Source organism: Paenibacillus baimaensis (genome assembly GCF_025567575.1).
Genome location: NZ_JAOQIO010000124.1, coordinates 268624 through 292011 on the forward strand (window position 1 = coordinate 268624; position 23388 = coordinate 292011).

Consider the following 23388-nt stretch of genomic DNA (forward strand, 5'->3'; position numbering starts at 1 on the left):
TATTGGATTATTTGCTTGCAAGTACTTCCAGAATAGAGCTGGTCGATACATAAGTCGTGCCATTATTAAACTTGAAATCAAGTGCTACTTCTTTACCCGCTTTAGTCGCTTTACCGCTAGCCAGGTTAAGAATTACGCTGCTGCCATTGACCGTTACTGTAATTTCTCTGGTAGTAGCTTCGTATTTAACCGTACCGCCAATCACATTGACAAAAGTGGAAAGCTGAACCCAGTTTTTACCATCGGACTTAGCGTCTGTCAGATTAACACCTAATGCATTAGCTAATCCGAAGAAAACTTCGGTATTGTCCATGGTACCTTTAAAATAGCTGGAGCCTGGTCCATATGCCATTAAAGGAACATCGTCAGCGGTATGAACGCCTGTGCTGTCTGTCGTTTGGTTCAGAATGCCTTTACGCAAGAAACGATCACGATCCGGATCATCCGGGTTCGCTAATTTAGCTGGATTGGCAACATAGAGACCTTCTTTATTTTTCACAGCCGGTGAAGTTGGAATGGGATCGAATTTGTAATCTTCATAGTAGTCGGTACCCGATCCGAATACGACCCCAAGCTTACGGTCAACATCCGGGCTATCCGGGAAGCCGTCTCCATTTCCATCTACATAAGTCGGGAATTTGGCCTCTTCATACGTGCGGAAGCCTTCTCTGCCCGATTTGCCGTCACCCTCCCAATACGTGCCGGCCAAGCTAACAGAGTGAGCATGGTCTGCCGTAACTACAATCATCGTGTCGCCATTCTTCTCGGCAAATCTCTTGGCAACTCCAAGAGCCTTATCCATCTCAATCGTGTCATAAGCAGCACGTTCCCAATCCATCGGATGAAGCTGCTTATCGATGCTGGCGCCTTCTACCATTAGGAAGAAGCCGTTCTCGTTTTTACTCAGCACTTCAATCGCCTTTGACGTCATGTCCCACAAATTCGGTTGATCCGTAAAGCTTTTCAATTCAGCTGTATTGTTCGTAGAACGGTCGTAATATACACTCATATCTGATGGATGGAACAAGCCGAGCAGCTTATCTGGTGCATTAGCAGCTTTTAGCTGTGTTGCGTTCTCAGCGATCGTGTAGCCTTTTTTCTGAAACATATCGAATAAATCCTGATCATCTTTACGCTTGGAGCCCGGTGTTGATTTAGGCAAGAAGTAAGCAGAGCCTCCACCCAAAATAACTTCCGGCTGCAGCTTGTACAGCATTTCAGCGATTTCCGGCTTGTCAGCACGGCGACGTGTGTGGGAAACAACTGCAGCAGGTGTTGCATCTTCAATTTCGGAAGTCGATACCACGCCTACAGACATTTTCTTGCTGCGTTTTAACATCTCAGCCAGCGTCTCTACCTTCGGATCATCCAAAGAGCTTTCTGTGTTATCCGGATAAATGCCAAGACCGTTTACAGCCGATTTATGGCCTGTATTATAAGCACTTGCGCTGTTGGCAGAGTCTGTAACGATGGAATCCATCCCTGAGGTAGTCACTACTGCCCGCTGTTCAAATTTATCCATTTCCAACAGACCGTTATATTTACCTTCAGTCAGTCCTTTGGACATCACCCTGGAAATGGTAATGTCCGGGAATGCCATTCCGTCACCGATGAACAAAATCACATTCTTTGCCTTCTGTCCGCCATTGTCCGCCAATACAACCTCATATTTTACGGTTTTAGACAAACCATCCGCTTTTACTGCTACTTCATATGTACCTGCTGTGCTAATCATCACATCACGAATGGTAAATTCCTGGCTCTTGCTTGTGTTCGTTTTAACAAAAGGCTTATCGAAAAACTGCTCGGCGTCCTTGCCGTTAACCGTGATGCTTACAGAACTCGGCATGGCCGTTAAATTGTTCAGCTCTACGCGGAAATCAAACTTGCCGCCAGCTATAAATTTCGCGCGATCGATTGGGGCAATGTACACGGATGGTGCCGCAGCTTGCTCTGCCGCCTGTACCGTTGAAATGCCAATCGGAAGCAGCTCAGGACTGTTAACTAATAATCCTCCCGTCAGTGCGATACTTGTAATGAGCTTTAAAGTCTTTGTTTTCATTCTGACTCAACACCTCCAACAGTTTTGGCCAAACATATGTATAAAGTGGACATATGTTCAATTGTAACTATCAAAGATTTAACAGAATGCCTGCTTACATTATCACTATGTAAAATTTGCTCGAGATCATCAACAGAATGTAAATTAGAGGTGTAAGCAGGTTAAAGAGCCGGCATGTTGTAGCTTGCGAGGTTAATTATGATAGGCGCCGCTTGGCTCATTCAGTACCCATTCCAGCATCATAACCATGGACTCCAACTGTTCAGTCTTTGAACGAAGCCTATCGATTTTCCCCTCGCTTTCGGGATTGCTTTGCAGTAAATTTACCAGCTCAGCTTCTGCTGACTTCAACTGGACAACCAGCTCATTGCGTTTTCTTTTAATTTGATCCTCGGTCCTCATATGATCCCAGCCTCCAATTCGTCTAAGTAGATGGATAATATCATATCGAAAAAGCTATCGTTCGTAAAACTCTCATATAATTTCATCGTGATTTGTCCATTTCCGGGTAAACAAAGGTATAGCTCAGGTATAGGTGGGAAATAATAACACCTTTCCAAAAGCTATGTAATTACCCAGAACCCAGACTTGCCATTCGTGACAAAAAATGAGGAGGTATGATACTTGTGAGTATCTTATTAACCCCGGAGCTGCTCAGAAATCCTTATCCTATGTATGATCAAATGCGCGCAGGACAGCCCGTTGCTTATATGGAAGCTATGAAGTTCTGGTCTGTGTTCGGCTATGACGATGTACGGACCGTGCTTTCCGATCAAGCGCGCTTTTCTTCCGGCCACGGCCATGAAGCGAGTGCTGAAACTGCTGCTCAAAAGTCTGCACAGGCTAATAGTGGCTTTTCTCTAATTACGACCGACCCTCCAAGGCATACCATGCTTCGCTCTTTGGTTAGCCGTGCTTTTACGCCCAAAGCGGTTGCTGCCTTAGAGCCGCGTATCGAGCAGATTGCCAACGAACTGCTTGCTCCATATATTCAATCAGGTAAGGTCGACCTTATTCGTGACTTCTCTTACCCGCTGCCGGTTATCGTCATAGCCGAGCTGTTGGGAATTCCAAGCGAGGATCGCGACCGGTTCAAGCATTGGTCCGATGAGGTCGTAGCCTCAGCCAATGCCGTAATTGGGGAAGTCAATCCAGAGTCCCAACAAGCACTCATGGAGATGCATGCCTATTTCCGTGAGATCATAGCCAAACGCCGCATCCATCCTCAGGATGATCTGATCAGCGCTCTCCTGCTGGCTGAGGAGGAGCAGCAGCAGCTGTCAGAGCATGACATATTAGCTTTTTGTTCGCTGCTGCTTGTCGCAGGCAATGAAACTACTACCAATTTGATCGGCAATGCTGTTCTCACCTTGTTGGAGCATCCTGAGCAATGGGATCAGCTACGCCAAGACCCGCAGCTTCTTCCTTCTGCCATTGAAGAGGTGCTTCGTTATCGTTCCCCTGTTCAAGCCATGTTTCGTACGGCCAAGGAGGAATTAGAGATTGGTGGACAAACGATTGCAGCTGGCAGCAGGGTCGTTGCCTGGATTGGATCGGCAAACCGTGACGAACACAAATTTATGAATGCTCATACGTTCGACATCACGCGAAATCCTAATCCGCATATTGCTTTTGGCCATGGTATCCACTTCTGTCTCGGCGCACCGCTTGCGCGTATGGAGGCCAAGGTCGCACTTAGAGTCATCCTGGATCGGCTTCCGAACCTGCAGCGGATCAATCAGGATTTGCTTCAGCCGGCACGCGGATTTATCGTTCATGGAGTGGAAAGCTTGCCTTTGCGATTCCATCATTAATTGCAATTTTCATGCAAAAGGCTTCGCGTTCGTTGGCAATCCGGCGACGCGAGGCTTTTTGGAATGATTCAGTTCACTGGAATTCGCAGGAATTATACATTTCATACAATGATTGCAATATAGATGTAAATTGTGATATGATATCCGTCCTGTCTAACACAATATGAACGGAATGAGCGGAGGTTATCACTTGGAAATCAGCATGCAAAACGCGTATGACGAGGAAATGAAACGGTTGGCGGACACGTTCACCGAAATTGACCGACAGCTGCAGGAACTGGCAAGCATTCCGCCCTATACCGGGCATGATCACACCGAACAGGTGCTGGATTCGATCCGTGATTCACGGCGTCGTAATCTGGCTGTTGCCCAGAGCGAACCTTATTTTGGCAGGCTTGATTTTCAGGAAAGCGGTCACAAGGAGCCTCTCCCTCTTTATATTGGCAAGGTTGGCGTTGAGAAGGATTTGACGCTGGAGCTGATGGTCGTCGATTGGCGTGCACCGGTTGCTTCCCTTTTCTATTCGTATACAGGAGGATTGGATGCTACTCAATACGATTCCCCTGATGGTCTTGTGGAAGGCCTTGTGTTTTTAAAACGAAATCTTGTCATTCGCAAACAAATTCTCCAGCGGGTAGTCGATACATTCGATCGAAACGGCGACAACATGGCAGTTACCGATGAATTCCTGCTCTACCGTTTGGGAGAAAACAAGGATAATAAGCTGCGCGACATCGTTTCCACCATTCAGTCCGAGCAGGATTCGATTATCCGTGCTGTCAAGAACAGCGCTTTGCTCATACAGGGTGTCGCTGGAAGCGGTAAAACAACGGTAGCTTTGCACCGACTCGCCTATCTGCTATATCAATACCGCGATCAGGTTCGTGCTGAACGCATGATTATTTTCGCGCCTAACCGAATGTTCCTCGATTATATTTCAGGCGTGCTTCCTGAGCTTGGTGTCGGCGATATTCAGCAAACTACCTTTAGTGACTGGGCGCTGGAGCTATTGGAGCATGAGGTGAAACTGATCGATACCTCCGAGCAATTGCGTTACTGGTTTCAAACCGGTCCGGGCCGACCTGTAATGAACGACGCTGCTCCGGGCCGCTGGAAGGGCTCGATTAAGTTCATGCAATGGCTGGAGCAAGCACTGGAGCAATTCGAAGCTTCTGCCGCTCCTCATGCAGATTACAGTCCTTGGGACGGTGTCAAGCTGAGCAAGCAAACGATGCGTCAGTGGTATGAGGTAGAATACAAACATGACCCTTTAATGAAACGGCGTGAGCGTGTGATGGCGCGCGTTAAACGTTGGCAGGAAATGGAGCTTGAGAAGGTATGGGAGGTTCATCTGAAAAAGGACTATAAGAAAAAGGCTTCCAGTCGGCTGCGCGACTATGCCAAGCATTGGACTGCCTATACCCCCTTTACGTTCTATAAAGAGCTGTTCCAAACCGCGGGTAAGCCCGATTATTTGTCCGTCGAACTTTACAATGAAATACCTAAGGAATTGCTGGCCTCGACCGAAGCGCACCTTAAGAAAAAGCGTGTTCAGCCCGAGGATTTGGCAGCACTACTCTTCATTCGCAGCAAATTTCAAGGTATCCACGGGGATCTGACCTTTGATCACACGGTAATTGATGAAGCCCAGGATTTTTCACCGTTTCAGGTAGCTTTGTTAAATCTGCATACCCGTAACCAATCGTTTACGATTTTGGGAGACCTGTCCCAAGGGATTCATGCCTATCAAGGGATTCGCAAATGGGATGAGTTTACGGCGCTTTTTGAAGAAGGTAAAACGGCTTATTTTCAATTGGATCGCAGCTATCGATCTACGATGGAAATCATATATTTTGCCAATGAGGTATTAAAGCTCGGTCTGGATCAGCCTGCAGCCTTGGCCATTCCTGTGTTCCGCAGCGGAGACCCCGTCCAAATTGTTCGGGTGGATGAAGCCAAGCTGATTACCTCCATCATCACTGCTGTCCAGAAGCTGCAAACCGGAGAAATATCAACCGTTGCGATTCTCGTTCGCACCGAGGCACGCAGCGAAGCGCTCTACAAGAAGCTTAATGCAGCTGGCCTGTCGGTCAACCTGATCGCGGCGGGTCAACAGCACTATGAAGGTGGTATTTCCATCGTTCCGACCTTTATGGCTAAAGGACTCGAATTCGATGCGGTATTGATCATTGATGTGGATGATGTTCATTACCCGGCTACCGAGCAGGATGCCAAGCTGCTGTATGTGGGCTGCACCCGCGCTTTGCATTCGCTGCAAATTTGGTATGATGGGACGGCTTCACCCTTAGTTGATCCGATACAAGGTGATTTTGTAATCAGATAAGCCCATTTCATATGTAATTCTAAGAACGATTGTCGAAAACCCTACGTTGGTGCGTTGGCGAGGACATGGGTATGGGGTTGCAGCCGTTGTTGAAGTCGTGTTCCATTTATTAGACTCGGAGGTGGGAACACGACTTCAAAGACGGCCCGTAAACTTTCCACCCAACACCCATGTCCTCTATTCATCTTTTTTGCTGGCTGCCACTTCATTTATAAACCTAAGAGTCGAACTGCCTTACGCTATTTCATAAAAGAGAACCCCTTTGTAGTATCAACACCTAAATACATATAAGTAAATAAAGCCCGTCTCTAGCAGCTTGGCTGCCGGGACGGGCCTTTTGTATGGATCAGATGTGTTATCTTCCTATGACGATTATATATTACCTATGCCTTGCAGTTCCTGAACAACATACGCTTCGCCGCCGGTTAATGCACCAACGAGATTTTTCGCTGCCAGCATGGCCATATCGTATCGCGTTTTGTCAGTTGCAGAGCCAATGTGCGGCAAGGTAACGACGTTCGGCATTTTGAGCAGCGGATTGTCGATCGGTGTTGGCTCCACATCGAACACATCAAGGCCTGCGCCACGAATTGTTCCGTTGTTCAAGGCTTCAATCAACGCCTGCTCATCTACCGTTGCACCACGCGATGCATTAATGAAGAATGCCGTTGGTTTCATTAGACTAAATTGCTCTTTACCAATCATATGCTCGGTCTCTGGTGTCAGAGGCGTAATAATGACTACATAATCCGACTCAACCAGCAGCTCATTCAAGGAGCAGTAGCGAGCGCCATACTTGTCCTCAACATCTTGCTTGCGGCTGCGGCTATAATACAACAGATTCATATCAAAGCCGTGTACAGCCCGCTTGGCAATCGCTTCACCAATTCGTCCCATACCGATAATCCCAACAGTTGCATGATGAATATCCATTCCGAACAGCTCAGTACCTTTTACAGCACCCTTTTGCCATTTACCTGCCTTCACAAAAGCATCAAGCTCCGCAATTCTCCTACCTGCACTCAGCATGAGCGCAAGCACAAGATCCGCAACAGTTCCATCCAGAACGTATGGAGTGTGCGTGCCAAGTACTCCTCTTGCCTTCATAGCCTCAAGATCAAAATGATTGTAACCAACCGAAGACGAGCTGACTACGCGCAGATTAGGAGCACGATCCAGCAGATCGGTATCAACAGCCCCTCCAGAGAGGAATACACCTTCTACATCCGTAATCTTTTCCAGCAGTTCAGCACGAGGCATCGTGCCTTCCTTGTCCCAGTAAGTACAGTCACAATGCTCGTTCAAATAATTTTGAACCGTTTCCGGCACTTTTTGCGTGATAAGAACTTTTGGTTTTGCTGACATTTTCTTTCCTCCAGGTATTGGTTTTATGGAATCCATTCTACTTAGGCTATACGGTTTCTGCATGAACGGATTGCTGATCGGGACTTAGTACTTCGTTCAAGCTTCCTGAGCGGTAGCCCTTTAAATCCATCGTCACGTATGCGTAGCCGATTTCTTTCAGCTTGGCATGTACGGTTTCAGCTACGGCCAGTACCTCGGGCAGATCTGCGGCAGGCACTTCGATACGAGCGAGATTTTCATGCTGTCTGACCCGCACTTGACGGAATCCGAGTTGAATCAGGAAATCCTCAGCCTGGTCAATCATCGACAGCTTTAAAGCTGTAATCGCTTCCCCGTAAGGTATTCTTGAAGACAGACAAGCAAATGAAGGCTTATCCCATGTACGCAGCCCAAATTGACGGGATAGATGGCGGATTTCTGATTTTTTAATACCCGCTTCCAGCAGCGGTGCACGTACACCTTGGTCATGAGCAGCTTGAAGTCCCGGGCGATGTTCGCCCAAATCATCGGCAATTGCACCGAATATAACGTGATGATAGCCTTTTTTCTCTGCAATCGGAATGAGATGCTCGAATAATGAATTTTTGCAAAAATAACAACGATTCGTCGGATTCTCGGCATATCCAGGAATATCCAACTCACTTGTATGAATAACCTCATGCGGTGCATTAAGCTCCTTGGCGAGCAGAATGGCCTCTTCCTTCTCCCGAACCGGATACGTTTCGGAATCTGCGGTTATCGCCAAAACACGCTCAGGACCCAAAAACTCCAAAGCTGCTTTTAATAGAAAAGCACTATCCACGCCACCGGAAAAAGCGACGACGACCCGATCCATCTCGTGTAAAATACGGCCCAGCTCTTCATATTTCTGTTCGATCGTTTGCATGGAAATCCCTCCTTAGAGTTTTGCTTTCGCAAAACTTTCTTCGTAAGCATTTGCTTAGAGTTTTGCTTTCGCAAAACTTGCATCATAAGTATTACAACGTATTTCAGCCTCCGGAACTCCGGTCAGCCTGGCAATTAGGGTATTGCTGTATAAGTAAAACGGGACTTTTGGAATCCCGCTTTATTATAGTCCTTTTTACACTCAAGAAAAAGAGCAAATTTTCAAGGTTGCACATAAAAAGGCGACAGAAGTTCCCCCCCTTCGTTTAACAAACGTTCGAATTCCATTGCAGGAAGCGGTTTACTAAAATGATATCCTTGTGCGTGGCGGCAGTCCTGGAGCAGCAAAAACTGCAAATCCTGTGCCGTTTCCACTCCTTCGGCGACCACCTCCAGCCTTAAATGGTTGGCCATCGCTATAATCGTACTTACAATTGCCGCGCTGTCGGCATCATGATTAATATCGCGAATAAACGATTGATCGATTTTTAGCTTATGTAAGGGAAGTCTGCGTAAATATTGAAGTGAGCTGTAGCCGGTCCCAAAATCGTCCATCGAAATTCGGATACCCAAGTCCTTCAGTTCATTTAATTTGCGAATCACACGCTCAACGTTGTCCATAGCCATACTCTCTGTAATTTCCAGCTCCAGAAACTTGGATTCGAGTTCGGTTTCTTTTAAAATCCGCTTAATATCACCAATCAGATTATGCTTCTGAAATTGACGAAGCGATAAGTTCACGGAAATCGATAAATGCAGAAATCCTGCCCTTTGCCACTGCTTATTTTGCCGACATGCAGTACGAAGCACCCATTCACCAATCGGTACGATCAAGCCTGTTTCCTCGGCAAGCGGTATGAATTGTGCAGGTGAAACCATGCCATGCTTCGGATGATGCCAGCGGATCAACGCTTCTGCACCCATCAGCTCATTACGCTGTATGTCATACTGTGGTTGATAATATAACTCAAACTCTTCGCGCTCCAACGCCTTGCGCAAATCATGCTCAAGCTCTAAGCGAAGCCGCGCATTGGCTCCAAAATCCCCTTGCTGAAGACGGTAAACACCCTCGCCGTATTCCTTCTCCATTGCCTGTACATTGGCCGCATGCAGCAGAAGTCCATTCATGTCCGTGCCGTCTTGCGGGTAAAAAGCCAATCCGATACTCCCCACAATCACAATTTCCCGATCCCTCACCAAAAAAGGAACCATCAGTTGTTCATGAATCGAGCGGGCTTTCTCCACAATTTCTGCGGAGTCTCCGAATCGGGAAAATAGAACGGCAAATTCATGGTTACCTAATCGGCTTACCGTACAATCGAATCCCGCAAGAAGCTGCAGCCTTTCACCAACCTGCTTAAGCAGCAAATCTGCCAGATTGGGGCCGAGCAAATCGTTGACCATTTGAAACCTTTCCAAGTCCAGCAGCAGAATCGCAAACTGGTCATCCTCAGAACTGCCCAAAGAAGCAGAAATCATTTGTGTCAACTGGATTTGAAACATGGTGCGATTGGGTAGTCCTGTCAATGTGTCATGATAAGCCATATGCTCAATGAGCTGCAATGCTCTCTTTTGGTCTGTCACGTCCTTGAGCACCACATATATAAACACCTGTCCATCACTGTCAACCGGGATTAAGCGCAACTGCAGCTCCGTAACCTGCCCGCCCCGTTCAGGAAATTCAACCTCCAGATTACTTGCCAATCCTCGCAATGCACCTTGAAAATGCGCGGCAAACGTATGTCCGTTCTCCTTATCGAGAAGAGATTCAAAAGTACAACCTAACCAATCCTTGGAGTTTAGTCCCGGCAATCTGCTGCATTCCGCATTTAATTGTATAATTTTACCATTCGAACCCAGAAGCACGATAGCATCGCCGCTAAGCATGAATAGGGGCTGCTGCGTAAGTGGCAGCGATGATTCTAAATAATCCATGATTGCCTTCTCCCCAGTCTGCTGTATGAGCAGATTCCGCTAAAATACCCTCTCATTGTTAGACAACAACGAGCTTCCCTGTGGAAGTAAGTCATGCGAGCCCTCTCAAAACTTAAAGTTTAGCTTTTCAGCGTCAATTATATCATAAATGAAGGAAATTGATGACGAAATTAATCGAATCATGTAGAAAAAAAGGATTATGCGGCATACCACACAATCCTTCGTTTTCCAAATATGTAGAAGTTATTACAGCAGCTTCTCAATGGCTTCCGTTAACTCAGCATCCTCAGGTGCAACGCGGCTTGAGAATCGCCCGGCAATTGTGCCCTCTTTGCTAATTAAAAACTTTTCAAAATTCCATTTGACATCGCCCTGCTGCTCAGCCTGCTCCGTCAGTAACGCATATAAAGGATGCCTATCCTCACCCAAAATAGTGACTTTACCCAGCACTTCAAAGGTGACACCGTAGTTCAAGCTGCAAAACTCCTGGATTTCTTCCGAGCTTCCTGGCTCTTGTCCGCCAAAATCGTTGCAGGGCACGCCCAGAACAACCAGCCCTTGATCCTTCCATTGCTGGTTCAGCTTTTCAAGACCTGCATACTGCGGTGTAAAGCCGCATTTGGAAGCCACGTTCACGATCAGCAGCACCTTACCTTTGTATTCGCTTAATGATTTACTCCCACCGCTCGCTGTCGGCACGGATATTTCGTAAATGTTAGACATGGTTGATACCCTCCTCAAAGTTTTGTCTTATCATACCATGAACCCGCTCACAAATAGAAATCCTGTGATGATTCGTATATCTAAAATTATTTTGTTACAATTAAAGTTGGACTTGGGCAAGCTATGACACATTTGCAGGGGAGGTACCCGTTCGCTAACGATTAAGGTCGTTGTTACAAGCGGACGGACATTCAAATGAATGAAATTCAAAGAATTCAACATCATCTGGAGCAGGCTATCGGTCTGCTGGAAAGCCGCTTCCTGGAGCGTGAAGAGCTGATTCGTTTACTTGTACTCGGCTTGATGGGCAATGAGAATGTACTGCTGATCGGCCCTCCCGGCACAGCCAAATCGCAGCTCGCAAGAGCGATCTCACAGCTGTTCGGCAGCGGAGAATGGTTTGAATACCTGTTAACCCGCTTCACAACACCTGATGAGCTGTTTGGTCCAGTTTCGCTGCAGAAGCTGAAGCTTGATCAATATATTCGGCAAACCGAAGGGTATTTGCCTGCTGCTGACTTTGCTTTTCTCGATGAAATATTCAAAGCTAACAGCGCTATCCTGAACGCCTTGCTATCCATATTAAATGAACGGATATTTTTCAATGGACGTGACAAAGAAGAGTCCCCGCTCCTTTTTCTGATGGCGGCCTCCAACGAGCTGCCGGAAGAAAATGAGCAATTGGCCGCATTATATGACCGTTTTCTGATTCGCTACGAGGTTGGCTTCCTGAAGCATATGTCGAGCTACGAGCAGATGTTTCAGCTTCCAACCGACTCACTTCCCTCCCTCTTGACAGTCAAGGATGTGGAAACGGTTAGAAAGGCGTCTGAACAGGTCACCCTACCGGAATCTCTTATCTATATGCTGTACCAGTTGAAAACCGCTATGGAAGCTAAAGAATTCACCTTATCAGACCGCCGCTGGCGCAAGATCGGGCAATTGTGGAAAACCTCAGCGGCATTAAACGGGCGTGATGCAGTCAATGTGTGGGACACCGTGTATACGCCTAACATGCTGTGGGATTTTCCAGAGGATGTGACGGTAGTACAGGAATTGTTTCATACCGCTTTTCAGGAGGCTCTTAAACAGCAGTCTGAGCGGGATCTGCCCCTTCACGACTATGATCAGACCGCCAAACGATGGCTCGATATGGAGGATGAGCTTCATGCCTTCCAGTTCAAGAAGGAAGTCGGCGGATCACTTGGTAAAGAAGCACAAGAGCAATTAAAGGATCGGCTTGAGCAATGTAAGCAAGAGCTCGAAGAGACAGCCCGACAGCTGCGCGGTAAATTAGTGCAGTGGCAGCAGCGGGAGAAGGATTGGCCCGGCTATATTCGCAACCAAAACTTTTTGCTGATCCATACGGATCGTTACGCTGTTAAATACACGCATTTGCGGATTCAGGGAGAACGGATCCTGCAGACACTGCAAGGCTTATACCGCACCTTGTTTGATCGTGAAATTCCCGGAGTCCAATACGACTACACACTTTAGCAGGCAGCACCATTATACGTATAGGCGGTGAGTGAGGTTGATCATCCAATGTGCCCGTATAGACCGTTATGTATTTGATGGATATGTCCACTCATCGCGCACGGCGAAGGAATGGATTCGCGAGACGAAGGGATCGGCGGCCTGGTTTTCGGTGGAGCTGTTTGCCGATTTTTTCATGTGCTTTTATTTACCCAAGCCGGAAATCAACCGTTCCCAGGAAGCTGCACCTTTTCACCATTGGCTGGTTGGACAGCTGCGCAGGCAGTTTTTTTATCGCTCCATTCGTCCCCGCACAATAGGTGAGGTTAATGCTTCTTTCAAGACCGCACTTAAAGCGCTGATGTGGCTGACAACAACTTATGCCGAAGAGGTAAAGCAGCGCAAGCAGGATGAAACGCTGATGGGGATTGGCTTGCAGAACAGGCAGACGGGTCTCGGGCAAGACAGCACTCAGATCAGCGAGCATCTCAGCGATAAACAGCTGGAGCGACTGAAGCTGGTCGGCTACACGCTCCAGCAGGGGAAACGCAATGTTGAGGATAAGCAGGCTTCGCTCGATTCAAAACCACTGGTGGAATCGGAGATTCAACAGTTGAAGGAACGCATTGTAACCCTGCAAACGGAAATGCGTACGGATTTCGTGAAACGAGATAAGCTGAAGCTCAAGCTGCGCAAGTCTGAAACGGAGCTTGAGCAGCGAGAACGTCAGTTGGAACGATTGACCAAACGTGATAAGGACACCTATCAACAGCTCGAGGAGCAGCTGGGACAATGGCTGAACCGTTCGCTTAAGGAAGCGTTGGGGCGTGAAGAGCAGGAAAGTCTGGACGTTCACGATTTGCTGCAAGCGAGCCAACGCGTAGCCAATCGCTATTGGGGAAGTGATCTTGGAAGGCTGCACAGACAGGAATTCGCCAACTATCTCCAATGGCTGGACAAGCTGAAGCGTCACCCGGAGCTGATCGCCTTTCTTCAGGAAGTCGGTCGCAACCTGCAGCATCTCAAGGTACAGCGCCGCAACCAACGCTCGCCCCATATTCCTGAAGCTTATGACGATCTGCGACAATCAGCCGATATCGCCCATATGCTGCCAAGTGAAGCCAGTTTGCTGGCTGATTCGGATTTTGAATCGTATTTTCTGGTGAAGTGGCTCGACCGCAAGCTGCTGACTTACAATGTGAGCGGACGCACCAAAGAACCGCACAAAGGGCCGGTCGTTTGTATGCTGGATACATCCCATTCGATGCGCGGCAGCAAGCTGCGGGTAGCACAAATTTTTGTCGCGACCTTTGCTGCCTTTAGTATGCTGGAGCGGCGCGACTTTGCCCTGCTGCTGTTTGGTGCCCAAGGTGAACTGGTCGAGCAAACGTTATTTTGGCGCAAGCCGGACTGGCCGGCATTTTATGCGTTGACACAGTTGGCGTTTGGCGGAGGCACCCATTTCGATGCTCCCATCAAAAGGGGAATTGAGATGGTGGAAGCCAACTCCCGTTTCAAGGACGCCGATTTCGTCATGGTCACCGACGGTATAGGCACGATCAGCGCACCCGTCCGCCAGCAGCTGGCTGAGTTAGGCGCTCATAAACAGGTGCGGCTGCACTCGCTCATTGTCGGTAATGCCCGACAGCATCTTGTCAATCGCTACGATATTTTGGGTATTTCTCATCAGGTCCGTTTTGCTGCAACCTGGGAAACACAGTCCACATCGAGCAATGAGCTGCTTCTTGATGTATTTCGCAAGCGTTAGGCTGGTTTTGCTGCCGGCCTCATTCTTGCTTTTTTCCAATTTCCGAATCGATAATAGAGAATGTTCAAAACCGCTGCTACCGTAAAGCTGATCGAAAAGCTCCACCAGATGGAGTCAAAGCCGTACAAACCACCCAAGAGGTAAGCAAGCGGATTCCGCACCAGCAATAAGGCGATAAAAGAAATGACCAGCGGTACTATAACGGACCCGGAGGATCTGACAACACCGGCGACCACATTGAAGATCCCAAATATAATGAACGACCAGAGCGTTAAATTATTAATGTGCACGCCGATATCTATCGCATTCCCCTCGGGGAGGAACAGGCTGACGGCTTGACGGTTAAATAAATGGATGAACGATACCAGCACACCCGTCAACCCCACATTGAAGGCCACACCCGTCCATGTAATCCGATTGACACGCTCCCAATTCCCTGCGCCAATATTTTGTGCTGCCATTGAGGTAACCGCACCGCCTATCGCAAGAGCTGGCATCTGTACGTAGCTTGAAATTTGGGTAGCGATACCAAAAGCAGCTGAAGCCTCAGAGCCGTATGAGTTCACCAAATGAACCAGGAACAGATTACTTAACGAAACCACCACCATATTCAAACCCATCGGAAGTCCCTTTTGGATGAGAGCGCGTACAATATCCCATTTTAATCGCAGCATATGGAGATCGTCTTTGGTGATACGAAGAAAATATTTTTTTCTATACAAATATAACAGCAGCAGCACAAAGCTGACCAATTGTGAGAAGAAGGTCGCATAAGCAGAGCCGGATATGCCAAGCCGTGGAAAGGGTCCCATCCCTTCGATCAATAACGGATTGAGCAGAACGTCAAGACCGACCGACAGCAGCAAAAAGTAAAATGGGGTTTTGGCATCGCCGGACCCACGCAAAACGGCCATCACAAGATTATAGCCAAACATAAAAGGTACCCCTGCAAAAATAATCCGCGTATACGCAATTGCAAACTCCCTCGCATCTGCCGGCGTATTCAACAAATCTAGAATTTCCGGTGAAAAAATCAAGCCGATCGCTCCGACAATAATCGATAGTACCATAAAAAATACCGCGCTCGTGCCCACTACCTTTTTAGCCTCGTCTACACGCTTGGCTCCAAGATTTTGTCCGATCAAAATAACAGCCGCCATGGCAATTCCAAAAATCGCACTAATTAACAAAAACATAATAATGTTGGCATTTGACGTTGCCGCAAGCGCTTGCTCACCGAGAAACTTGCCAATCCAGATGGCATTGACAGAACCATTCAAAGATTGAAGCACATTACCAAGCAAAATCGGTAAAGAAAATAAAAAAAGCGTTTTGGCGATAGGTCCTTCTGTTAAAGAGGGACGTGCCGCCGCTGGTTTAGAAGTACTCATTGATATTCTCCTTTATTTTTAAGTCACAATCCATATAGCACAAACTTGAAGGGTTTTCCTCTTTTATAAGTAAAGCTTCTGATCGAAGCCTATTCGACGAAGATACATCCGTGTCCAATAGGTTGCTTTTCTTGCGAGATAAGAATCCTTCAGCTTTGCTGAAAACTTATAAATTCTTATGTTATAAAAAGGATACCTCATTAAATCGTTCAATGCTATAATACCTAAAGAATTAATACTGATACCTACTCAGACAGGAGAACAACCGTGATTACCACCATGATCCATTCAACAAGACCCATTTTTTACAGCTTATTAGTCTTAACCTTTGTACTGCAGACCTTGATCGGCTCGACCTGGCTCCTAATAGTTGAAGGTAGCCTTGCGATCGTATGCCTAGCCATTTCCATGCATGACGCTCGCAGGATGTTTCAAATCGCCGGCTCTCTTTTTATTGCAGCAGGCATCGCATGTATGATCTGGGGACAGCTTCCGATCTCTCAGCTCCCCTTATTGATGACATCCAACGTCATGTTGATTTCGCTTTTGTACATGCTGCCGTTCATTAACCGGGTCATCCGGATAGGTGGTTACGATCGGCACTTGAGCAGATGGCTCCATGTGAAGTCCGGTAACCTGGGCAGCTTATATGTACGTTCCTTAGCTGTAAGTTATTTGCTAAGTCTTTTTCTGTTTTTTGCCGCTCTTCCTTTGGTTCACAAAGTATTGAAAAAGCATCTGCAGCATCAAGAGCAGGGTTTGGCCAATCGGTTTATCGCCAGTGCCATCTTACGCGGCTTTGGAATAGTCGCATTGTGGAGTCCGGTCGAGCCCTTGGTGGCAACCGCTGTGCTCATTACCGGCATCTCTTATATGTCACTGCTTCCCTGGATGCTCGGCTTATCTGTCCTGATGTTTATAGCTGGCGGCCTGTGGGGCTTAAGCTACCGACGAATCAAGGACGAAGCCATGATACAAGCTACTGCCAAAGCCCCATCATGGCCCAAAACCATTACATTTTTGTTCGCTCTCTTGCTGTTGATTACTCTCGCTTTCTTACTGCAATCGGCTTTACATCTTTCCTTTTTCACGGCAATGACGTTTGTACTGCTTCCTTTTTCTATTGTATGGGCTATCGCTTTGCGACGATTGGGGCGCTTTGTCGCCTCCATCCGTTTGCATGGGAGAGAGGGCATCGTCGGACTGCGCCATTTATTGGTATTGTTCCTGTCCTTCGGTTTTTTCAATAGCGCCGTGTCCAAAAGCCCGCTGTTTCATCTGGTCGAGGGCTCCGTTCAATCGATCTCCCACTGGCCATCCTTACTGCTTATTGTTATTTTTCTGGTTTGCTTTCTATTACCGGTTGCAGGTATTCATCCTTTGGTCGTAATGGGAGTATTTGGCTTCCTGCTGCAGCCAGTTCTTGTGATCATGAATCCGCTAAGTATCGCAATGGTACTCATTACCTCATGCTTATGCTCATCCTTTATGGGAACTTTTAATTCAACAGTAACGATCATGAGCGGCTTGCTCCGCGTCAATCCTTATCGGATTACCGCATGGAATCTCGGCTTTGGTTTACTGTTTGGAGGTACAGGCGTGCTAGTCAGTTACTTGCTGTTGTAGTTATTCAGCTCATCACAATCACGTATAAAAGGAACAGGCTGCTCTTAACGCTTGTTCCTTTTTCTACATGATTTGCTATAATAACTAACCAGCTTCTTCCTCTGCCTTGCTCTTGATCCGATCCACAATTTGCTCCAACGGCTCCGGCTGCAGCAGCTCAACAGGCAAAATACCTTTGTCGAACATCAGACCCTCGCCCTCCAACACAACTACGTAACGATCCCCCAGCTTCGCAATATGCAGACGGTCGCCAAAATCGGCCAATAACGCTCGAACCGTCATATTGCCAAGCTTCAGCTTCATCTCCAGCTCCGGCTGCTGTTCAACCAATACCGAGGACGCCTCCATTACTTGTTCGTGTGACCATTTCTCCTGTAGCTCACGCTTCTCGCTGTAAGCCCATACTTCCATCTCCTGTGTCTCTTTCTCACGTGCCTCCTCATTGTCCTCATATACCTGCTCGATATATTGGTGAACAAAGCCAAGCACCTGTTCATTCAATATTTCCGGCTGCGATTTCTCATATTCCACATATTTCAGGAAGTCCTCGAAATATCGGGCATGTGAGGATTGATGGATCTTCAGCTCCCACGGCTCCAGCATTCCTTCCTCCGGCATGTGCGGGTACATGATCGACTTCATATTTTTGGCATTGATCGCCATCTCAACCTTGTTAAGCAAGCTTCTTTCATCCGTGATCCGGGCGATTTTTTGTTCAAAATCACACTTCAATACAAATATAAACGGTTCGTCGAACAATTGACTCAGCTTGGCACGAGCAACGAACATCGCTCCACCACGGATTGCACTCGTATCCATATAGGCCTGCACCAAAGCTTCGGCATGCTCGACATAGGTATCCATCGTATCCGCCATACGCAACCGCGCAAATAAATTATAGTTAGGATTGCTGTCCAGATCATAGCCCGGCTCCACAGCGAATCGACCGATTTTTGTAGGCACCTGCTCGGCTTTCGGGTTACGTTCAGCGTGACGCTTGGCAATTTTGGAGAATTCTCCACCTAGAAAGGAGCTGAGCTCACTATCTGCATAATCGTCTCCGTCGAGCGTCTGATAATGCTTATATCGTTTACCGCCCTGCTCTTCTTCCCCCTCGATCTGAATCACAAAAAAAGATATACATTCGATGTCAAACTTCATTCCTGCAGCTCCCTTAAGAGGATAAATGTCCAAATAAAAACCCACCACTAGGGGCTTCTTAAAGCCCCGAAGGCGGGTTTAAACATCTTAACACAGGTTTAAGGGATGCAGCAATCCTTCACAATTCCCAAAACAAATTACAGGATAACACCGCAAGCAATACGAGCGCCGGAGTTACCTGAAGGATCGGTCATATAATCATCTTCCGCTTCATGGATGACCAAAGACGTACCACCCTGCTTCAACAAGGAATTGGCTTTATCCTTATCGAGCGTTACCATCTTGTTGACGAGCTCCGCACGACCTTTTCCATCAGCGCCAACCTCCAGATTCAAAAGATCGCCAGCGTGTGGTCCCTGAGGATTATTGAAGCCATGCTTCTTGCCTTCTGGATTCAAATGCTCTCCAGCTGTCTTGAAATCCGGACCTGTGCACACGCCGTACTGATGGATGTGAATGCCATGCTTGCCAGGCGCTATTCCTGTAACCTCGACCTGCATCTTGACCCCCTCTGGAATGGAGGATAACACGGCAGTTCCCGTCTTGATCCCCTTGCTGTTGATGATGTCAATCCGCTTGATCATCGGTCCTGAATCCTTGGCCATTTCGGTTGCTGTTGAGACAGCTGCACTTTCTACCTGATGACCATGCTGCGGTGTACGTTCAGCCAAAGTCGGCTGGTTACTCCATTCACAGCCTGACAAGAGCACGATACAGCTTAATAACGCAAATCCCCTGTTTCTATTTCTACTCATGTGATTCCCTCCAAAGGTTCAATCAAAGTTCCTTAGTCATTGTTGGCCTATTGAGAGGAAATTAAACTTATTTTGTCACAAAATTTCTTCCGAACCTGTTATATTCGACAAAAACCTCCATGAGATGACCACACACATCTAGTCAATCATTTCATATGTTCCGCTGTAAATACCAAATCCTGCTTGCTCACACCCACCGATTCACTAATGACAGAATAAAGCATGATTTGGCCGTTTTCCTGTCCGATCCAAGTGAGTGCCTGGGACTGGTTAGATGGACTCAGAAACGCATGGTTGTTAACCGAATAGTAGGCCTCTTTGCCTTTCAGGTTTATTTTTTCCACTTGCTCAATGCCCGTTATATGCGCTTGTACCGTTTTCTCCTTTTCACCATCAGGAATAAGCTGATAATAAATCTGGATTTGATCCCCTTTAGTATTTTGATAAATCAAGTTGGGAATTTCTTGCGCGCCAAAGCTTTGTGCGTGAGTTCTGACCGCAGTAAGCTTTTTCCAGGCAATTCCTGCAGCGCCATCCTTGGATTGTTTCTTCAACGTCTCCAGATTGTCGCGTAATGTATCTACGTCGATAGCTCCGATAGGGAGTACTGTTCTCCCTTCAGTATATGCAAAGCCCTCTGGAAGCTTATCCGGTAATTTGTACAAACCCGGACCGCCGACAAGCTGCTTTTGCCAGACTTCTATATTCGTATAGCTTTGCGGCTGATTGACCTTGACAAGCGGTGGCAGCTTAATCTTATTCAACTCAGGCACATAGACCACAGCAGATTCACCAGATTCCAATTGTTGTCGAACCTGATTGATGCGCTCCCGTACGGCTTTTGTCTGCTGAGCATCAAGGGTCTTCTGTGTATTCGAAGAAACCTGAAAGCTGAAGGTTCCGTCATTTAATTGATAAAGCAGGGTTGACGCATAAGCAATTCCCGAGAATAGCAGTAAACACAGTGCAATCATAACAGCTTGAGAATAGCGTCTTGGTCGGGCAAATACCGAAGTTCCATTGCCCTTGGAGTGCTTGCCGGCAAATCTTTGATCAAACAGCTGCTCGGTTCGAATACCGACTGCGGCGGGGCATTGAATGGACTTGCCTTGGCGCTTCAGTTCGTCTGTCAAACGTTGTTCAATGGACATGAATGGTCTCCTCCTTGACGGACAGTGCTAGATCCGTGTTTTTACGAAGCTTTTCTAAACCAAGGCGTAACCTCGACTTGACGGTACTGAGCGGAATATCCAGAACCCGAGCGATTTCCTCCAGACTGTAATCATCGTAATACCGTAGGATAATTACACTTCGGAGCTTGTAAGACAGTTGTAAAACTTGTGCCAACAGCTCTTCGCTCGTCTCATTATGAAGTACCTGCTCTTCTGTCCGGATTGCTGTTTCTTCCCGTCTCAACTCTTTATTGCGGTTGAACAAGCGGTAACGGCGCCACAGCTTCCTGTTCCAGTTGTTCACTTGCCGAACAGCGAGACCGTTCAGCCAGCGGTGGAAGGACTGTCGGGCATCATAATTCGGGATGGACTTCAGCAGCTCCATGTAAACCTCGCTTGTGACATCACCAGCATCCTGCTTATTGTTGAGCAAAAAGTACACGGTACGATAAACCGAATGCTGAGTAAGCTCATACACAGTGCGAAAGGCTTCTTTGTCGCCACTGCTCATCCGGAGGAGCAATGGGTACATTTCTTGGTCTGTCATAGGGCGGCTAGCCTCCTATCTTAATAAATCACCCTATATTGGTTCGTCGCCTGATTAAAGTTCACTAATGGCTTTTTTATTCGAGTTTTTTTGCCGAGTTGCTTCCTAATCATACAAAAAAGGCTGCCATGGCAGCCTCGTGGTTCTTATGAGTTATACAATAAAAGGGTCTGTCATGAAAAAGAAGTGGGCTCCGGAGATGTATCCTGCTCATGCTGCATCTCCTCAATCGGATCGAAAAATAAAATGTGCGGCTTTTTCATTACCCAGGTCGTCATACAGCGCTGATTTGCAACATTGACGGTTTTGAGCGGTTCTAGCAAAATACCTTGCAGCTTCTCGGTCATCTTTAACAACCGCTCTTCGTCCACAAGAAAACGTATGCTCCGGTCAGGCAATCGGTAACGATGCTGTCCAAGCGGTATCACCTTGTCTTCAATACCAATGGACGAAGCCAATCTGACAAACAGCAGGCCCCCTGGACGAAGCACCCTCCACAGCTCATACAGCATACGCTGGAAATGCGCATCATGATCAGCAAAGTGCAGCACGGCATTACTGATCACGACATCAAAGCTTTCATTGAGAAAGCTTATTTTATCGATAGATTGGACCTGGGCATATTCATCCGACCAGTCCGCAGCCAGCTCAGCCCCAAGCCTGCGTACATCTGCTATCGCTTCCTCCGAGTGGTCAATGGCATACACCTCGAACCCGTTGCGCAGAAAATAAACCAGATTACGTCCAGAGCCACAGCCTGCATCCAGGATCCGCATGCCTTTCACAATTCGACCCTTTAACAGCTGATCGAACAAATAAATATCGATATCACCGTACAGCTCGCGAGGGTTCATTCGTATATCAGCCCGATTCCGAGAGTTTTCGTAGAAAGCTTAGTTCGGTTATTTATTTTTCATCGATCTTGCTAATTGTTCCATTCTTTTATTGCTTTTAGCTTCACTGACTACCATGATGGCATGAATGACTCCAGGAAGCCAGAAGCATAAAGTCAATATTAGATTTATCAATGCCTGAAATGGCTTACCGCAGAGCAGCACCGCGAGCGGTGGCAGCAGAATGGCTAATAAATACATGGCTCATCCTCTCCTTATTCGGATATACCTCTATTTCAACGCATTCCTGAAGCTTATGCAAGCACTTTTTTATCCTTTGGTAGTAAAATAGCCAAAATGCCTAACAGAGGTAAATAAGCAACCAGCTTCATGATAAAGGAAATACTTGTAGCATCCGCAACCCAGCCTAATGCCGCCGATCCAAGTCCACCGATACCAAATGCCAGACCGAAGAACAAACCTGAGATCAGACCTACTTTACCGGGCAGCAGTTCCTGCGCATAGACGACAATAATCGAAAATGCCGAAGAGAGTACAAAACCGGCGCATACACACAATACACCTGACCAGAACAGATTCGCATATGGCAGCATAATCGAAAACGGAGCTGTTCCAAATATCGAGAACCAAATAATATTGCGACGACCGTAACGGTCTGCAAGCGGTCCGCCAATGAAGGTCCCCGCTGCTGAAGCGACTAGAAAAGCAAATAAAAACCATTGGGCATTGCTCACGGTAACCCCATAATCCTCAATTAAGAAAAAGGTATAGTAGCTGGTAATACCCGACATATACACATGCTTGGTGAATACGAGGAACACAAGAATGACGATTGCCCAAGAAATTTGTGCAGGTGTCAAGCCTGCCTTGCTGCTTCCAGTCGTGACTGTTTTGGCTTTGGGTCTCGGACGAATGTCCTGTCGACTGTACCATCGAGCCACATTAAATTGAATAATGATCGCAATGATGGCTGCAAAGGTTAGCCAGATCACACCGAATTGACCGATGGAAACAAATACGACAGCCGTCATAATGGGACCCAATGCGCTCCCGATATTGCCGCCAACCTGAAAAATCGACTGCGCCAGTCCTCTTCTAGCTCCTGCAGCCAAATAAGCTACCCTTGAGGATTCGGGGTGAAATATAGCGGAACCAATCCCCATGGCTATTACGGCAAATAAGATAATTGCATAGTAAGGTGCCAGTGCCAAACCAACTACTCCTACTAAGGTAAAACATACGCCTATAGGTAAAATATAAGGACGCGGCCGAATGTCGGCATAATAACCGACAAGCGGTTGAATGAGCGAAGCGGTCACATTCATTGCCAGTGCAATCATCCCGATTTGCGTGTAGCTGAGCTGCAAGGAATCCTTTAGAATCGGGAATAACGCGGATACACTGGATTGCATCGTATCGTTCAATAAATGAACAATACTGATCGCGAATAAAATCGGAAATACGGTAGTCTGGATTGGTGCTGATTGATTTTGTGCTTTTGCCACAGTTG

19 protein-coding genes are annotated in these 23388 nt (G+C 47.1%); 5 read left to right on the forward strand and 14 right to left on the reverse strand.

All coding sequences use genetic code 11. The annotated features are described in order from the left end of the window. Positions 1 to 7: 7 nt before the first annotated feature. A complete protein-coding gene (locus OB236_RS37605; RefSeq protein ID WP_262688607.1) occupies positions 8 to 2062 on the reverse strand; it encodes an alkaline phosphatase in 2055 nt (684 codons plus the stop codon). A gap of 192 nt (positions 2063 to 2254) precedes the next feature. Further along, a complete protein-coding gene (locus tag OB236_RS37610; protein ID WP_262688608.1) occupies positions 2255 to 2464 on the reverse strand; it encodes a hypothetical protein in 210 nt (69 codons plus the stop codon). A gap of 224 nt (positions 2465 to 2688) precedes the next feature. Between OB236_RS37610 and OB236_RS37615 the strand changes: the two genes are divergently transcribed. Next, the gene (locus OB236_RS37615) at positions 2689 to 3876 is read left to right on the forward strand and encodes a cytochrome P450 (RefSeq protein ID WP_262688609.1); all 1188 of its coding nucleotides are present in this window, start codon (positions 2689 to 2691) and stop codon (positions 3874 to 3876) included. Between the two features lie 190 nt (positions 3877 to 4066). Beyond that, positions 4067 to 6220 carry a HelD family protein gene (locus OB236_RS37620; RefSeq protein WP_262688610.1) on the forward strand — a complete coding sequence of 718 codons (2154 nt, stop codon included), beginning with the start codon at positions 4067 to 4069 and terminating at the stop codon, positions 6218 to 6220. Positions 6221 to 6592: 372 nt separating this feature from the next. Here the strand turns inward: OB236_RS37620 and OB236_RS37625 are convergent, their stop codons facing one another. The 4 genes from OB236_RS37625 to OB236_RS37640 all read right to left on the reverse strand — a co-directional run bounded on the left by OB236_RS37625 (position 6593) and on the right by OB236_RS37640 (position 11128). Continuing rightward, the gene (locus OB236_RS37625; RefSeq protein ID WP_262688611.1) at positions 6593 to 7585 is read right to left on the reverse strand and encodes a 2-hydroxyacid dehydrogenase; all 993 of its coding nucleotides are present in this window, start codon (positions 7583 to 7585) and stop codon (positions 6593 to 6595) included. 46 nt (positions 7586 to 7631) lie between these two features. After that, positions 7632 to 8471, reverse strand: a complete 840-nt coding sequence (gene larE / locus OB236_RS37630; protein ID WP_262688612.1) for an ATP-dependent sacrificial sulfur transferase LarE — start codon at positions 8469 to 8471, stop codon at positions 7632 to 7634. A 221-nt stretch (positions 8472 to 8692) separates the two neighbouring features. Beyond that, the gene (locus OB236_RS37635; protein WP_262688614.1) at positions 8693 to 10405 is read right to left on the reverse strand and encodes a putative bifunctional diguanylate cyclase/phosphodiesterase; all 1713 of its coding nucleotides are present in this window, start codon (positions 10403 to 10405) and stop codon (positions 8693 to 8695) included. 246 nt (positions 10406 to 10651) lie between these two features. Continuing rightward, the gene (locus tag OB236_RS37640; protein WP_262688615.1) at positions 10652 to 11128 is read right to left on the reverse strand and encodes a glutathione peroxidase; all 477 of its coding nucleotides are present in this window, start codon (positions 11126 to 11128) and stop codon (positions 10652 to 10654) included. Between the two features lie 195 nt (positions 11129 to 11323). Between OB236_RS37640 and OB236_RS37645 the strand changes: the two genes are divergently transcribed. Both OB236_RS37645 and OB236_RS37650 read left to right on the forward strand, forming a co-directional pair. Beyond that, positions 11324 to 12625: an AAA family ATPase gene (locus OB236_RS37645; RefSeq protein WP_262688616.1), complete on the forward strand. Its 1302-nt coding sequence runs from the start codon at positions 11324 to 11326 to the stop codon at positions 12623 to 12625. A gap of 37 nt (positions 12626 to 12662) precedes the next feature. Continuing rightward, entirely contained in the window at positions 12663 to 14372 is a 1710-nt protein-coding gene (locus OB236_RS37650) for a hypothetical protein (RefSeq protein ID WP_262688617.1), read from the forward strand. Here the strand turns inward: OB236_RS37650 and OB236_RS37655 are convergent. Beyond that, positions 14369 to 15763, reverse strand: a complete 1395-nt coding sequence (locus OB236_RS37655; RefSeq protein ID WP_262688618.1) for an MATE family efflux transporter — start codon at positions 15761 to 15763, stop codon at positions 14369 to 14371. The two genes, OB236_RS37650 and OB236_RS37655, sit on opposite strands and share 4 nt — an antisense overlap. 267 nt (positions 15764 to 16030) lie before the next feature. Between OB236_RS37655 and OB236_RS37660 the strand changes: the two genes are divergently transcribed. Beyond that, positions 16031 to 17389 carry a hypothetical protein gene (locus tag OB236_RS37660; protein ID WP_262688619.1) on the forward strand — a complete coding sequence of 453 codons (1359 nt, stop codon included), beginning with the start codon at positions 16031 to 16033 and terminating at the stop codon, positions 17387 to 17389. Between the two features lie 84 nt (positions 17390 to 17473). On the opposite strand, the gene OB236_RS37665 is transcribed toward OB236_RS37660, so the two are convergent. The 7 genes from OB236_RS37665 to OB236_RS37695 all read right to left on the reverse strand — a co-directional run bounded on the left by OB236_RS37665 (position 17474) and on the right by OB236_RS37695 (position 23383). Further along, a complete protein-coding gene (locus OB236_RS37665; RefSeq protein WP_262688620.1) occupies positions 17474 to 18550 on the reverse strand; it encodes a DUF3900 domain-containing protein in 1077 nt (358 codons plus the stop codon). 137 nt (positions 18551 to 18687) lie between these two features. After that, on the reverse strand, positions 18688 to 19305 hold the full coding sequence (locus tag OB236_RS37670) for a superoxide dismutase family protein (protein ID WP_262688621.1): 618 nt from the start codon (positions 19303 to 19305) through the stop codon (positions 18688 to 18690). Between the two features lie 146 nt (positions 19306 to 19451). Continuing rightward, positions 19452 to 20456, reverse strand: a complete 1005-nt coding sequence (locus OB236_RS37675; protein WP_262688622.1) for a hypothetical protein — start codon at positions 20454 to 20456, stop codon at positions 19452 to 19454. Further along, positions 20446 to 21024, reverse strand: coding sequence for a sigma-70 family RNA polymerase sigma factor (locus tag OB236_RS37680; RefSeq protein WP_076228601.1), 579 nt, complete (start codon positions 21022 to 21024; stop codon positions 20446 to 20448). Before OB236_RS37680 ends, OB236_RS37675 begins: the two co-directional genes overlap by 11 nt. A gap of 173 nt (positions 21025 to 21197) precedes the next feature. After that, on the reverse strand, positions 21198 to 21878 hold the full coding sequence (locus OB236_RS37685; protein WP_262688623.1) for a class I SAM-dependent methyltransferase: 681 nt from the start codon (positions 21876 to 21878) through the stop codon (positions 21198 to 21200). Positions 21879 to 21926: 48 nt separating this feature from the next. Further along, the gene (locus tag OB236_RS37690; RefSeq protein WP_262688624.1) at positions 21927 to 22118 is read right to left on the reverse strand and encodes a YqaE/Pmp3 family membrane protein; all 192 of its coding nucleotides are present in this window, start codon (positions 22116 to 22118) and stop codon (positions 21927 to 21929) included. A gap of 53 nt (positions 22119 to 22171) precedes the next feature. Then, on the reverse strand, positions 22172 to 23383 hold the full coding sequence (locus OB236_RS37695; RefSeq protein WP_262688625.1) for an MFS transporter: 1212 nt from the start codon (positions 23381 to 23383) through the stop codon (positions 22172 to 22174). Positions 23384 to 23388 lie beyond the last annotated feature (5 nt).